General features: G+C 66.7%; 13 protein-coding genes. 4 read left to right on the top strand and 9 right to left on the bottom strand.

All coding sequences use genetic code 11. The features are described 5' to 3' along the window. Positions 1-5: 5 nt before the first annotated feature. The 4 genes from QTI66_RS21485 to QTI66_RS21470 all read right to left on the bottom strand — a co-directional run bounded on the left by QTI66_RS21485 (position 6) and on the right by QTI66_RS21470 (position 5,696). Positions 6-914 (bottom strand): SDR family oxidoreductase, encoded by a 909-nt coding sequence (locus tag QTI66_RS21485; protein ID WP_286561906.1) that lies wholly within the window; start codon positions 912-914, stop codon positions 6-8. A gap of 16 nt (positions 915-930) precedes the next feature. Then, positions 931-2,895 carry an acetyl-CoA carboxylase biotin carboxylase subunit gene (locus QTI66_RS21480; RefSeq protein WP_286561904.1) on the bottom strand — a complete coding sequence of 655 codons (1,965 nt, stop codon included), beginning with the start codon at positions 2,893-2,895 and terminating at the stop codon, positions 931-933. After that, positions 2,892-4,502: an acyl-CoA carboxylase subunit beta gene (locus QTI66_RS21475; protein WP_286561903.1), complete on the bottom strand. Its 1,611-nt coding sequence runs from the start codon at positions 4,500-4,502 to the stop codon at positions 2,892-2,894. Before QTI66_RS21475 ends, QTI66_RS21480 begins: the two co-directional genes overlap by 4 nt. A 231-nt stretch (positions 4,503-4,733) precedes the next feature. Next, entirely contained in the window at positions 4,734-5,696 is a 963-nt protein-coding gene (locus QTI66_RS21470; RefSeq protein WP_286561902.1) for a DedA family protein/thiosulfate sulfurtransferase GlpE, read from the bottom strand. Positions 5,697-5,771: 75 nt separating this feature from the next. Between QTI66_RS21470 and QTI66_RS21465 the strand changes: the two genes are divergently transcribed. After that, positions 5,772-6,587: a transporter gene (locus tag QTI66_RS21465; RefSeq protein ID WP_286561900.1), complete on the top strand. Its 816-nt coding sequence runs from the start codon at positions 5,772-5,774 to the stop codon at positions 6,585-6,587. A gap of 142 nt (positions 6,588-6,729) precedes the next feature. Further along, positions 6,730-8,052, top strand: coding sequence for an alpha/beta fold hydrolase (locus tag QTI66_RS21460; protein ID WP_286561899.1), 1,323 nt, complete (start codon positions 6,730-6,732; stop codon positions 8,050-8,052). A 23-nt stretch (positions 8,053-8,075) separates the two neighbouring features. On the opposite strand, the gene QTI66_RS21455 is transcribed toward QTI66_RS21460, so the two are convergent. Together QTI66_RS21455 and QTI66_RS21450 are read right to left on the bottom strand one after the other, a co-directional pair. Then, complete coding sequence (locus QTI66_RS21455; protein ID WP_286561898.1) at positions 8,076-9,332, bottom strand: RNA polymerase sigma factor; 1,257 nt, start codon at positions 9,330-9,332, stop codon at positions 8,076-8,078. Then, on the bottom strand, positions 9,329-9,805 hold the full coding sequence (locus QTI66_RS21450) for a CopD family protein (RefSeq protein WP_286561897.1): 477 nt from the start codon (positions 9,803-9,805) through the stop codon (positions 9,329-9,331). The genes QTI66_RS21455 and QTI66_RS21450 overlap by 4 nt, the downstream gene beginning before the upstream one ends. Before the next feature lie 76 nt (positions 9,806-9,881). Here QTI66_RS21450 and lipP1 point away from each other — a divergent pair, with 76 nt between their 5' ends. Then, positions 9,882-10,811, top strand: a complete 930-nt coding sequence (gene lipP1 / locus QTI66_RS21445; RefSeq protein WP_286561896.1) for a LipP1 family hormone-sensitive lipase — start codon at positions 9,882-9,884, stop codon at positions 10,809-10,811. Between the two features lie 12 nt (positions 10,812-10,823). Next, complete coding sequence (locus QTI66_RS21440) at positions 10,824-11,423, top strand: ORF6N domain-containing protein (protein WP_286561895.1); 600 nt, start codon at positions 10,824-10,826, stop codon at positions 11,421-11,423. A gap of 3 nt (positions 11,424-11,426) precedes the next feature. Here QTI66_RS21440 and QTI66_RS21435 read toward each other — a convergent pair whose 3' ends face one another. The 3 genes from QTI66_RS21435 to QTI66_RS21425 are packed head-to-tail and all read right to left on the bottom strand — an operon-like array spanning position 11,427 to position 13,831. Then, a complete protein-coding gene (locus QTI66_RS21435) occupies positions 11,427-12,557 on the bottom strand; it encodes a zinc-binding dehydrogenase (protein ID WP_286561894.1) in 1,131 nt (376 codons plus the stop codon). 10 nt (positions 12,558-12,567) lie between these two features. After that, positions 12,568-12,969 (bottom strand): phage holin family protein, encoded by a 402-nt coding sequence (locus QTI66_RS21430; RefSeq protein WP_286561893.1) that lies wholly within the window; start codon positions 12,967-12,969, stop codon positions 12,568-12,570. Positions 12,970-13,003: 34 nt separating this feature from the next. Continuing rightward, entirely contained in the window at positions 13,004-13,831 is an 828-nt protein-coding gene (locus QTI66_RS21425; protein WP_286561892.1) for an ABC transporter permease, read from the bottom strand. Between the last annotated feature and the right edge of the window lie 34 nt (positions 13,832-13,865).

The following is a 13,865-nucleotide window of genomic DNA, read 5'->3' as shown; positions in this document are numbered from 1 at the left end:
TTCTTTCAGTCCTTGCGCTCGTCGAAGATGCGCGGCGTCTGCGCCCGATGGAATCCATTGAAGGGCCGCACCGCCGCGCGTTCGCGCACATCGGGCTTGGGCATCGACATCGGCCAGCCCATGCGCACCTGCGGTCGCGCGCCGTCCACACGCAGCACCGCGCCGCTGATGAAAGCGGCCGCCGGGCTCAGCAGGAAGGCGATGGCCGCGGAGGTCTCGGCCTCGGTGCCAAAGCGGCCGGCCGGCACGGTGCGCGGCATGGCGCGCAGCATGTCGGCCGCTTCGGGCGGGTAGTGGTCCATGCCGCTGGAGGCGATGTAGCCCGGCGCCACCGCGTTGACGCGCACGCCGCTGGCCGCCCATTCGAGCGCCGCGGTTTCGGTGAAGCTCACCATGCCCGTGCGCGCCGCGCCGCTGTGGCCCATGTTGGGCATCGAGCCCCACATGTCGGCCACGATGTTGACGATGGCGCCGCCCTGGGCCTGCATGCCCTGCACGTAGCACTCGCGCGCCATCAGGAAACCGCCCGTGAGGTTGGTGTCGATCACCGCCGCCCAGCCCTTGGCCGAGATGGAGGCGAGCGGCGCGATGTATTGCCCGCCCGCGTTGTTGACCAGCGCGTCGATGCGCCCGTGCGCGTCCAGCACCGAGGCGACGGTGGCGCGCACCGCGTCTTCCTGGCGGATGTCGCAGACCTCGAAGCTCGCGCTGCCGTCGTCGCGCACGATTTCGTCGCGTACCGCAACGAGCTTTTCGCGATTGCGCCCGACCAGCACGACATGCGCGCCGAGCGCGGCCAGTTCGTGCGCGCTGCAGCGGCCGATGCCCGAGCCGCCCCCGGTGACGATGGCGACCTGGCCTTCGAACAGGCCGGGTGCGAAGACGGATCGATAGCGCGTGTTGTCGTCGTGCATCACAAGCTCCCTTTCATCATGAATGGATGGCGGCCACTTCTGCCACCACCTGCCGCGCTGCGACCTGTTCCCCCACCGACACACGCAGCGCATGGACGCGGCCCGCGTGCGGCGCGCAGTGCAGATGTTCCATCTTCATCGCTTCGAGCGTGACGATGGGCTGTCCTGCCGCCACGACATCGCCTTCCGCCGCGAGCAGGGCGATGACGCGGCCGTTCATGGACGCACGCAACAAGCCGTCGCCGCCCGTGGCGCCCTCGCGCTCGCGCGGCGCGAGGGACAGGTCGCGCAATTCGAAGGGGCGCCCGGCCAGGTGCATCAGCAGGCGGTCGTCGTCGCGAATGACGATCGCACGCCGCTGCACGCCGTTGCAGCTGAAGTGAACGCCGTTGTGGCCCATGTCGTCAAGCCCGATCCCTGCGACGGGCGCGCCCTGCATTTCGACGCGATACACGCCCGCGCCCTGCAAGGTCACGCGGGCTTCGTGGGCGGCGCCATCGAGCGTGAAGCGCAAAGGCGCCGTCAGGCCATGCGCAAGGGGCGAAGGCAGCACGCGCGTTCCCGCTTGCAGGAGCACGGCACCCAACTGCGCCGCGAGCGATTCGGCGGCTGCGTCGCGCGCCAGCAGTTCATCGCCATGCGCGCCGATAAACGCCGTGGTCGCGTCGCCCGCGGCGAATACCGGGTGCGCCAGGCAACGCTGCAGGAAGTGCTGGTTGGTCGACACGCCGAGCGCCACGGTGTCTTCCAGGCCTGCCAGGAGCTGCTGCCGCGCGGAAGCGCGTGTGTCGCCGTGCGCCACGACCTTGGCGATCATCGAGTCGTAGAAGGGTGGCACTTCGGCGCCGGACACCAGCGCGTGCTCCACGCGCAGCGCCGCCGAGGGCTGCCACAGCGAGAGCGTTCCGCTGTGCGGCATGAAGTCATGCGACGGGTCTTCCGCGCAAAGGCGCACCTCGATGGCGTGTCCCTTGAAACGCACGTCTTCCTGCTTCAACGACAGCGCCTCGCCGGCCGCGATGCGAAGTTGCATGGCCACCAGATCGAGCCCCGTCACCGCCTCCGTCACAGGATGCTCCACCTGCAGCCGCGTGTTCATTTCCATGAACCAGAACTGGCCGTCGCCATCGAGCAGGAATTCCAGCGTGCCCGCGCCTTCGTAGCGGATGGCCCGCACGGCGGCCACGGCCACCGCGCCCATGCGCTCGCGCAATTCGGGCGACACGGCTGGCGAGGGCGCTTCCTCGATCACCTTCTGGTGGCGGCGTTGCACCGAGCAGTCGCGCTCGCCCAGGTGAATCGCATGGCCATGGCGGTCGGCCATCACCTGGATCTCGATGTGGCGCGGTGCGACGATGGCGCGTTCCAGGATGACGGTGGCGTCGCCAAAGGCATGCAGCGCTTCCGATTGCGCGCTGCGCAAGCTCTCTTCGAACTGCGCCGCGGCGGGCACCAGCCGCATCCCGCGTCCTCCGCCGCCGGCAGTCGCCTTGATCATCACCGGCCAGCCGATGCGCGCCGCTTCACGCGCCAGCGTGGCTGCGCCTTGGTCTTCGCCTTGATAGCCTGCGATGCACGGCACGCCGGCCGCCGCCATCAGGCGCTTGGCGCCCGCCTTGTCGCCCATCGCGCGAATCGCCTCGGGCGACGGGCCGATGAAGACGATGCCCGCGTCGCGGCAGGCCTGCGCAAAGTCGGCGTTCTCGGCCAGGAAGCCGTAGCCGGGGTGGATGGCGTCCGCGCCGCTCTGTCGTGCCGCCTCGACGATGGCGTCGATGCGCAGGTAGCTTTGCGCCGGCAGCGCCTCGCCAATGCACACGGATTCATCCGCCCGCTGCACATGCGGCGAACGTGCATCGGCGGTGGAATGGACGGCCACGGTGCGAAGTCCCATCTGCCGCGCGCTGCGCATCACGCGCATCGCGATCTCGCCGCGATTGGCGACGAGCACGTTGCGGAACGGTGTGCGTGGTGCGCTCATGGCCGTGCCACCGAAAACTGCATGGCCTGCGGCTCGCGCCGCTCGGCGCTGCGGCACACGGCAAACAACTCGGCCAGCACGGCGCGCGTGTCGCGCGGGTCGATCACGCCGTCGTCCAGCAGCAGCGCGCTGGTGGTGAACACGCTCATCTGCTGCTCGAAGCGTTCGATGATCTGCTGTTGCATCGCGTCGAGCTTCGCCTGGTCCACCGCACCCTTGCGTGCCATGGCCGCTTCCATCACGATGGCCATGGTGCGAGCGGCCTGTTCGCCGCCCATGACGGCGGTGCGCGCGTTGGGCCAGGACAGGCAAAAGCGCGGCCCGAAACCGCGCCCGCACATGCCGTAGTTGCCCGCGCCATACGAGGCCCCGCAGTACAGCGTGATCTGCGGCACCGTCGCGCTGGTCACGGCCTGGATCATCTTGGAGCCGTGCTTGATGATGCCGGCCTCTTCATGCGACACGCCCACCATGTAGCCGGTGATGTTCTGCAGGTACAAGAGGGGCGTGCGCGACTGGCAGCAGGCCTGGATGAAATGCGTGGCCTTCACCGCGCCGTCCGAGTCGATCGGCCCGTTGTTGGTGATGACGCCCACGGCGTGCCCGTGCAGGCGCATGTGGCCGCACACGGTCGCGCTGCCGTAGTTCTCGCTGAAAGGCAGGAATTCGGAGCCGTCGGCGATGCGCGCGATCACCTCGCGCATGTCGACCGGCCGTTTGGCATCAGTCGGCATGATGCCGAGCAGGTCTTCCGCGGAATGGCGTGGCGGCGCGAAGGGGCGTGCTGCTTCGCCGCGCTCCCAGTCGATGCTGGCCAGGATGTCGCGCGCCATGCGGATCGCATCGCGGTCGTCCTCGGCCAGGTAGTCGCCCAAGCCCGACACGTGCGTGTGCATGACGGCGCCGCCCAGTTCCTCTTCGGTGGCGATCTCGCCGGTGGCGGCTTTGAGCAGGGGCGGCCCGGCGAGAAAGGCGCGCGAACGGTCGCGCACCATCACGATGTAGTCCGACAGGCCCGTCTGGTAGGCGCCGCCCGCGGTGGAGGAACCGTGCGTCACCGTGACCACCGGCAGGCCCGCCGCCGACAGGCGCGCGAGGTTGCGAAAGATGTTGCCGCCGCGCACGAAGTCCTCGACGCGGTAGGCCATGAGGTTGGCACCGGCGCTCTCCACCAACTGCACGTAGGGCAGCTTGTTCTCGAGGGCGATTTCCTGCACGCGCAATTGCTTGTCCAGCCCCGTGGGCTGCAGCGCACCCGCATCGATGCCGGAGTCGGACGCGCTCACCACGCAGCGGATGCCCGACACAAAGCCGATGCCGGCGATGATGCCGCCGCCCGGCACGCTCTTGCTCAGGTCCGGGTTGTCGCGCCCGAGCCCGGCCAGTGTCGAGATCGGAATGAAAGGCGTGCCCGCATCCAGCAGCAGGGCGATGCGCTCGCGTGGCAGGAGCTGCCCGCGCTTGGCAAAGCGCGCGGCCGAGGCTTGCGACGCGGCGACGGCGCGCGCCTCGTGCGCGCGCACTTCGCCCAGCAGTGCCAGCATGCTGGCGCGCTGCGATTGAAACAGGTCGCTGGAAGTTTGAAGGCGGGATTCGATGACGGGCATGGGTCTGCAGGCAGGAGGCCTTGGCAGACTCTATGCGCCGCCCCGGTCGGGCGCTTGCGATAACTGGCTAAGGAGACTCTGATCAAGTTCCCGCGAGGCCGCGCGCCTCGGCTCGGGATGGGATGCAAGGCGCAAACCACAGCCATAGCCCAAGCTATGGCGAGGATTTGCAACGCCGCAGACCGCCCGGCGGAGGATGAGCGGTCCGCGGAGGACTTGATCAGAGTCTCCCTAAGAAGAGGAGATGCCCGCCACCACGGGCTGCACGCTCTCGCCCGGCGCCTGCGACGCCAGCCATGCTTCCAGCCCGCCCGCGAGCGGCCGTGCCCGATGAAAGCCATGCCGCGTCAAGATCGTCGCGGCCTTGGCAGCGGTCACCTCGTTCGGGCAGTCGCAATACAGCACGATGTCCCGGTCGTGCGGCAGGTCGCCCACGTGCTGCTCGATGCCCTTGGGGTGGATCGTGATGGCACCGGGAATGCGATGCGGCTTGATGGCGGCGGAGGCTTCCGAGCGCACGTCGATGACCACGGGCATCGGTTCACCCTCCAGCAGCGTGCGCAATTCGTCGATGCCAATCCGCGGAATGGCGAGGTCGCGCAACGCGGACCGCCGTTGCCAGTAGCGCACCGCCAGGCCGATGGCGATCAGCACGGCCAGGATCGCGCCGCCCACGACGCCGGCGTCGGCCAGGGCTTCGAGCACCGCCTGGATCTGGCCGCTGAAGGCCCAGCCCAGGCCAAGGTACACGCCCGTCCAGATCAGCGCGGCCAGGCCGTCGAAGGCTGCAAAGCGCAGCAGCGGCATGTGCAGCGCCCCGGCCATGGGAGGCGCCACCACCGACACGCCCGGCACGAACTTGGCCGCGATCAGCGAAACGCCGCCCCAGTCGGTGATGAGGGTTTCGCTGCGCCGCACGCAGGAGTCCGGCGACAGCGACACCTTGCACAGCAGCCGCATGACGCGGTAGCCGAAGTGCCGGCCCAGGTAAAACCAGGCCGCGTCTCCCAGCACATTGCCGACGACCGCCGCCGCCACGATGGCCGGCAGCGAGAGCGCACCGCTGGCCACCAGCCCGCCGGCCACCACCATGATCGCCGAGCCCGGCAGCGGAGCGCCCAGCCGTTTGGCGAGCGTGGCAATGAACACGACGAGTACGCCGTGCTGGGTAGCCAGTGCCAACAGTTGCTCCATGTCTGCAATCTAACCGTTCAGGAATTTCCTGTCTTTTGGGCTCACAAAACGAGGTGCTGTCTGTAAGATGAATCGATGAACTTCAAGCCCACGCCCGCCTCGTTCATGGCCTGCCTGGCCGCTTCTGCAACCCTGGTGGGCCCGGCAGCCCGGGCGGCCGACGATTCGGAGGAGCTGGCCAAGAAGCTCTCCAACCCGGTCGCCGCGCTCATCAGCGTGCCGCTGCAATACAACTACGACCACCACTACGGCACCAACGACACGGGTTACAAGTCGGTGCTCAACGTCCAGCCGGTGATTCCGTTCGAAATCAACCCGCAATGGAACGTGATCAGCCGCACCATCTTGCCGATCGTCGACCAGCACGACGTCATTCCGGGCAGCAGCCAGTCGGGTCTGGGCGACATCACGCAGAGCCTGTTCTTCTCGCCGAAGGCGCCCACTGCGAGTGGCTGGATCTGGGGCGTGGGCCCGGTGTTCTACCTGCCCACCGGCACCGATTCGCAACTGAGCGCGCGCAAGTGGGGCATCGGCCCGACGGCGGTGTTCCTGAAGCAGGAAAGCGGCTGGACCTACGGCGCGCTGGTCAATCACATCTGGGCCGGCGGTGGCGATTCGCAGCGGCCGGACATCAGCAACACCTTTCTCCAGCCATTTCTCTCGTTCACCACCAAGGACGCGTGGACCTACACGCTCAACACCGAGTCGACCTACGACTGGAAGAACAAGGAGTGGTCCGTGCCGATCAACCTCATGGTCGGCAAGCTGGTGAAGTTCGGCACGCAGCCGGTGAGCTTCACGGGCGGACTGCGCTACTGGGCGGATAGCCCGGACTCGGGGCCGCATGACCTGGGCTTTCGCTTTGTGGTGACTTTCCTGTTTCCGAAGTAGCTGGCGGCTTTCGAAATCGTCTGCAGGTCGCAGCGGCGGCTTTGCGCGGTGGGAGGCTGCAGGTTCGTTGCGGGTCACGGCCGCAGTCAACGGCCTGTCGTCATCACGATGGCGGATGCGGTGCCGCGTCCAGAAGGCCAATATGAACCCTTCGATCAAGCCGAGGGGAGTCATCATGCCGGTCATCTTCAGCCCCGGACCTGCCGTGAGGCCGGTTGCTTCGCACTCTTTGCGACGCGCGTTGCTCCGTCGCGCCTTGTTCGCCCTGTTCGCGTTCCCGCTGGCGGCGCCGGCGGTTTGGGCCGAGCAGACTGAAGTGTTTGGCAGGCTGGAGGCGAAGTCGCTTCCGGCGACGTCCTACAAGTTCTCTGCCTCGGGTGATCTGAATGGCAAAGACTGGCAGGCCGTCCAGAAACAGACTGAAAAGCTGGCGACGCTCAAGATCGGTTCGTTCGACGGAGTGTCCGTGAATCGCTGGTTTGGCTCCAAGCCCATCAGGATCCACTACCGCATGTATGTGAACCGACGGGAGAGCAAAGGTGGGATCGTGATCTCCAGCGGGCGCACCGAAGGCGTGTCGATGTACCAGGAGCTGATCCACGATCTTGTGAGGAACGGCTATTCGGTCTACGTTCACGACCATCGCGGGCAGGGGTTCTCAAGCCGCTTGCTCGACGACGACAAGGGATATGTGGATGACTTCGACAACTACGTCCTGGACCTGGACCGCTTTGTCGAACTCGTCAGGGCCAGCCGTGGTACTGACAAGAGGCCGCTGTATCTCCTGGCCCATTCCATGGGCGGCGCCATCGCGGCCCGGTATCTGGAAAACGACGCCAGTCACGCCTTTGCCGCGGCTGCGCTGGTCACTCCGATGATGCAGCCTTGGGCTGCCGGAGGAGAAAACCCTGACCACCTGGAAGCGGCGGTACAAAAGTATTGCGATGACCCCGCTTGGGAGCCGCCCTTTACCATCCCGTGGCTGTCCACGCGTTACGTGCCCGGTGGCAAGGACTTCGATGAATTGCTGCGCAACGACAGGTTCGAAGGCAACGGAATCACGAGCAGCAAGGAGCGCTATGCGCGCAACTGGGCGGCGCGCAAGGCCGCGTGCGACGGTGGGGCGTACTGCGGCAGCCCCAGCGCCAAGGTGGCCAGCGCCACCGTGCGGTGGCTGAATCAAGCATGCGCTGCATCCTTGCGCGTGCGGGGAGATGACGCCGCGAGGATCCGCATTCCAGTGCTGCTGATTCAGGGCGGCGAAGACAAGATCGTCAATCCTCAAGCGCAGACCGAGTTTTGCAGCAATGCGAACCGGAAGGCGCCTGCCGTTTGCACGGGCTTCGTCATTCCCAACGCCCAGCACGCGGTTTTCATTGAGTCCGATGCGATCCGCCAGACGGCTTTGGCATCGGTCCTGGACCACTTCGATCGCCGGGCCACCGCTGTGCAATCGCCGAAATGAGGGCGTCGCACGCGCCACGCTGACTAGCAGGCAGCCGCGCGCGCCAGCAGCAACTCACGCTCGCGCGTGTTCCGCGTCAGCGTGGCGGCGCGTTCGAATTCGTGGTGGGCTTCTTCCTTGCGGCCGAGCTTTTCCAGCAGGTCGCCGCGCACGGTCGGCAGCAGGTGGTAGTCGCGCATCGCGGGGTCGGTCATCAGGCCGTCGACAAGTTGCAGCGCAGGCGCGGCGCCAAAGGCCATGGCAATGGCCACGGCGCGATTGAGTTCCACGACAGGCGAGGGCACCACCTGTGCCAGTTCGCCATACAGCGTGGCGATGCGCGACCAGTCGGTGTCCTTCGCTTCCCGCGCCCGCGCGTGGCAGGCGGCGATGGCGGCTTGCAGCGCGTAGTTGTCCAGCGCGCCGCCCAGCGCCTCGGCCCGCTGCAAGGCGGCGAGCCCGCGGCGAATGAGTAGCTGGTCCCAGCGCGATCGGTCCTGTGCCAGCAACAGGATGGGCGTGCCCGTCCTGTCGACGCGCGCAGCCGAACGCGAGGCTTGGATCTCCATCAGCGCGACCAGCCCATGCACCTCCGATTCGCCGGGCGTCAGTTCGGCCAGGATGCGCCCGAGCCGCAGCGCCTCGGCGCAAAGCGTGGGCCGCATCCAGTCGTCGCCGGCCGTTGCGGCATAGCCTTCGTTGAAGACCAGGTAGATCACTTCGAGCACGGACGCCAGGCGCGGCGCGAGTTCGTCGGCGCGGGGAATCTCGAAGGGCACCTTGGCGTCCGTCAGCGTTCGCTTGGCGCGCACGATGCGTTGCGCAATCGTGGGTTCGGCCACGAGGAATGCGCGCGCGATCTCGTCGGTCGTCAGCCCGCCCACAACGCGCAGCGTGAGTGCCACGCGGGCCTCGCGCGAGAGCAAGGGGTGGCAGGCGGTGAAGATGAGCCGCAGCAGGTCGTCGCCGATGTCGTCGTCCTGCACCTCGCTCGGGTCGGGCGCCAGGGGCTCGCCGATGGCCTCGATCTCGTGGGCGATCTCCTCGTGCTTTTCGGCGATGAGCCTGCTGCGGCGCAGCCAGTCGAGCGCGCGATGCTTGGCGGTGGCGGTGAGCCATGCGGCGGGGTTGTCGGGAATGCCGTCGCGCGGCCATTGCTGCAAGGCGGCGACCAATGCGTCCTGCGCCAGTTCCTCGGCCACCCCGATGTCGCGCACCATGCGCGCAACGGTGGCAATGATTCTGGCCGACTCGATGGGCCAGACACCGTCGATGGTGCGATGCGTGGCGTCCGGACTCACATCGAGCGGCCCACCAGGGCCACGACGAACACCGCCACGCCCAGCCACAAGTTGACGAAGACCAGTTGCCGGATGCTGCCGAGCGCAGCGCCGGCGGCCGGCCAGTCGGTGGCTGTGACGGCATCCGACAGGTGCCGGTAGTGGCCCAGCCGGATGCGCGCGAAGAAGACCATCATCACGATGCCGATGCTCATCATGGCGTGCACGTTCCATCGCGCCGCGGCAAAGCCGCCTGCCATCGCGATCATGGCAAAGCCGGTGGCGAGCAGCAGCGCGATGGCGGCGGACACCCATGAGAAAAAGCGTGCGAGCGTCGCGTGCATGAAGCGCAGGCGCGCAGGCGGCTCCATCGTTTGCACGGCGGCCGGGCGCACCGCGAAATGCATGGTCGCCATGCCGCCCACCCACAGGGCGGCCGCGAGTGCGTGCAGGCACAGGAGCAAGGATTGGAGGAGGGAAAGGCTGTGGGGCATGTTCGCTGGCATCATCGGCGCATCACTAACGGTGTCAAGTAAGCTAGCGCAGATGTCCAAGTCAAAAGGAGATTACATGCTGCACCCCCAGGCCCGCGCGTTGATCGATTTGATGGTGGAGCGTGGCGTGCCGCCGACGCACACCCTGACGCCCGACGATGCCCGCCGTCTCTACCGTGAGCGGCGCAGCTTCACGCAGCCCGAGCCGCCGCCGATCGCGCGCGTCGAGGAGTTGCAGGCCGAGGGGCCGCTGGGGCCGATTCCCTTGCGGCTCTACGCGGCAACGACCGAAGACAAGGCGCTGCCGGTGCTCGTGTATTTTCACGGGGGCGGCTGGGTCATCGGCGATCTCGACACGCACGACACGCTCTGCCGGCAACTGGCCATCCAGGCGGGATGCGCCGTGGTGTCGGTCGACTACCGCATGGCGCCGGAGCATCGCTTTCCCGCGGCGGTGGATGACGCCATCGCCGCGACACGCTGGGTGCATCGCGAGGCGGCGCGGCTCGGGCTCGATGCATCGCGCCTGGCCGTGGGTGGCGACAGCGCGGGTGGCAATCTTGCCGCGGTCGTGGCCATTGCCGCCCGCGACGCGGGCGACCTGCCGCTGAAGTTCCAACTGCTCATCTATCCGGCCACCGACATGCGCCGCTGCGCCGCGTCGCACACCACCAACGGCGAAGGCTATGTGCTGACGCGCGACAGCATCACCTACTTCCACGACCACTACATCACCGATGCGGCGCTGGACATGGACTGGCGCGCCTCGCCCCTGCTGCACAAGGACCTGACGCGCCTGCCGCCTTCGCTGGTGCTCACGGCCGGGTTCGATCCGCTGCGCGACGAAGGCCTGCAGTACGCGCATCGGCTGACGGAGTCGGGCAGCCGTTCGACGCTGGTCAACTTCGAGCGGATGATTCACGGCTTCGTCCTCATGGGCAAGGCGCTGGACGAGGCCAACACGGCGGTGGCGCTGTGCGCAACGGAACTGCGCCGCGCGCTATAGTGTTCAACCACCATGAGCGAGCCTTCTTCGCCTTCCGTGGCACTTGAAGCCATCACGCAGCGCATCGTCGTGCTGCGCGGCCAGAAGGTGATGCTCGACAGCGATCTTGCTGCGCTCTACGGCGTGGAAACGCGCCGGCTGAACGAACAGGTCAAGCGCAACCGCGAGCGCTTTCCGCAAGACTTCCTGTTCGAGCTGACGGCTGAAGAGGCCACGCACTTGAAGTCGCAATCTGCGACCTCAAGCTGGGGCGGCCGACGAAGCTTGCCGATGGCCTTCACGGAGCACGGCGCCATCATGGCTGCCACCGTGCTGAACAGCCCGCGGGCGGTGGAGGTGAGTGTCTACGTGGTGCGGGCCTTCGTGCAACTGCGCGAGTTGGCGTCGAGCCATCGCGAACTGGCCAAGCGTCTCGATGCACTGGAAGCGAAGACGGAACTCATCGCAGTGCAACACGAGACCTTCAGCGAGCAGACGCGCATCCAGTTGAGGCACTTCTTCGATGCCTTGCGCGCGCTGGCGGCGCAGCCCGAGCCGCCCGCCAAGCGGTCCATCGGTTTCCTGACGCCCGATGAGAAGAAGGGCGCCAAGCCTGCGGCGCGCAAGAAGTAGCCTTCAAAGCCCCTTGTTGGGGTTGATCAGGTACTTGGTTCCCGTGGCGCGCTGGTTGTAGACGGCGATAGTGTCCAGGTCGAGCACCTCGGCCAGCGAGATCTCCTTCGAGTAGTGGCTGGCAAAGGTCGTCTTCAGCTCCGACGCCACGCGCTGCTTGAGCGTTTCCACGGCGGCCGGCCCGATCTTCTGCATGAACGGGAACAGCAGCCAGCCGCCCATGCCCCAGGTCATGCCGAAGTTGCGCACGAACTCGGTGGGTCGCGTGTCCAGGCCGCCATACAGGTACACCTGCTTGTGGACGTTGGAGCCATAGCGGCTGTATTCCTTGACCGTGCGGTTGATGGCCGCTTCCATGCAGCCGAGGATCTGGCCGCCGAGCTTGCCACCGCCCGTCGCGTCGAAGGCGATGGTGGCGCCGGTTTCGGCCAGAGCATCCGTCAGGTCCTGCAGGAAGGTCGGCGTGCTGGAGTCGATCACGTATTTCGCGCCGATGCCCTTGAGCAACTCGGCCTGCTCCGGCTTGCGCACGATGTTCACCAGCTGGATGCCGTCCTTCATGCAGATGCGGTTGAGCATCTGGCCGAGGTTGGACGCTGCTGCCGTGTGCACCAGGGCCTTGTGCCCTTCGCGGCGCATCGTCTCGACCATGCCCAAGGCCGTGAGCGGATTGACGAAGCACGAAGCGCCATCCGTCGCCGTCGCGCCTTCGGGCAAGGCCAGGCACTGCGCCACATGCACCGCGCGGTACTGCGTGTACATCGCACCGCCGATGGCCGCGACCGTCTTGCCGAGCAGGGCCTGCGCGGCGGGCGATGAGCCGGCCGCGACCACCACGCCGGCACCTTCGTTGCCCACGGGCATGGACTGGTCCAGCCGCCCGGCCATGGCGCGCATCGCCGCTTCGGGAACGCCGGCCGTGACCACCGGGCGCTCTGCCGCGCCGGACGCCTTCGCCGTGCTCATGTCCGCTGCGCCGAAGAGCAAGCCCAGGTCGGACGGGTTGAGCGGCGACGCCTCGACGCGGATCAGCACCTCGTCGGGGCCGGGCGTGGGCATGGGAATGTTTGTGAGCGACAGCTCGAGTTCGCCGCCCTGGGTGATGATGGAACGCAGTTGGAGGTTGGTGGTCATGTGAGTCCTTTCAAAGCCAGGTGCCGCTGCTGGGCATCCGGATGGTCGTTTCCGGCGTGCCGCCGACGAAGAAGCCGCCGATGATGATGCTGAGGATCGAGATGAAGACGCTGGCGAACAAGGCCGTCCAGAAGCCCGACACCTTGAACCCCCGCACGATGGCCGACACCAGCAGCACCATCAGCGCGTTGATGACGAAGAGGAAGAGGCCGAAGGTCACCAGCGTCAGCGGCAGGGTGAGCACGATCAGCAACGGCTTCACCACGGCATTGGCGAAGCCCAGCAGCAGGGCCGAGACGATCAGCGCCGACTTCGTGTCGAACTTGATGCCTTTGAACACCACGCTGGCGAGCCAGAGCGAAAAGGCCGTGATGGCCCAGTGAAGGAGGAAGGGGGTCAGGTTTTGCAGCATGCGGCAGTGTCAGGTTTGTTGTGAGCCCGGATTGTCAGATGCGAAAGCGCTTGCGCGTCAGCGCCAGGGCGATCCAGAACGCGACGACGGTATACACCACGAGCACCAACGTGTGGCGCAGCGCATTGGGCGGCCACTGGTCCATGAAGAGCGGGCGCACCAGTTGCACGGCATTGGTCAGCGGCAGCCAGTTGGACACCGCGCGCACCACCGGCGGCAACTGCTCCAGTGGAAAGAACACGCCCGACAAGAACATCATCGGCGTCATGAACAGCGTGAAGTAGTAGGTGAAGAAGTCGTAGCCCTTGGCCAGCGCATTGAAGATGAGCGCGATGCATGAGAACGCCACCCCCACGCCCACCAGCACGAACCACGCGACGATGAGCTTGGGGCTGTGGCTGATGTTCAGCGCCAGCATCACGAAGAGGATCGCCGTCGTCGTGAAGATCGCCTTGAAGCCGGCCCACAGCATTTCCGCGAGCACGATGTCGTCCAGACCCACCGGCGCGTTCATGATGCCGTCCCAGGTCTTTTGCACGTGCATGCGCGAGAAGGCGGAATACAGCGCCTCGAATGAAGCAGCGTTCATCGCGCTCATGCAGATCGAGCCGCTCGCGAGGAAGAGGATGTAGGGCACGTTGGTGCCATCGACGTTCAACTGGCCCACCAGCGCGCCCATGCCGTAGCCGAAAGCCACGAGCCAGATCAGCGGCTCTGCGATGTTGCCGATCAGGCTGGGGATGGCGAGTTTGCGCCACACGAGCAGGTTGCGCAAAAACACCGGCCACCAGCGGGCCGTGAGTTCCGGTGGGCGCCAAGGGGACGGCGCAGCCAAATTCAGTTCAACGCCCGACGGCATCATGTTCTCCTTTCAGGAATACCGCGGAACCGGCTTT

The sequence above is a fragment of the Variovorax brevis genome (assembly GCF_030317105.1).
GTDB classification, from domain to species: Bacteria; Pseudomonadota; Gammaproteobacteria; order Burkholderiales; family Burkholderiaceae_C; genus Variovorax; species Variovorax brevis.
Note: the sequence above shows the minus strand (reverse complement) of the source record. Positions and strands in the feature narration are given on the sequence as shown.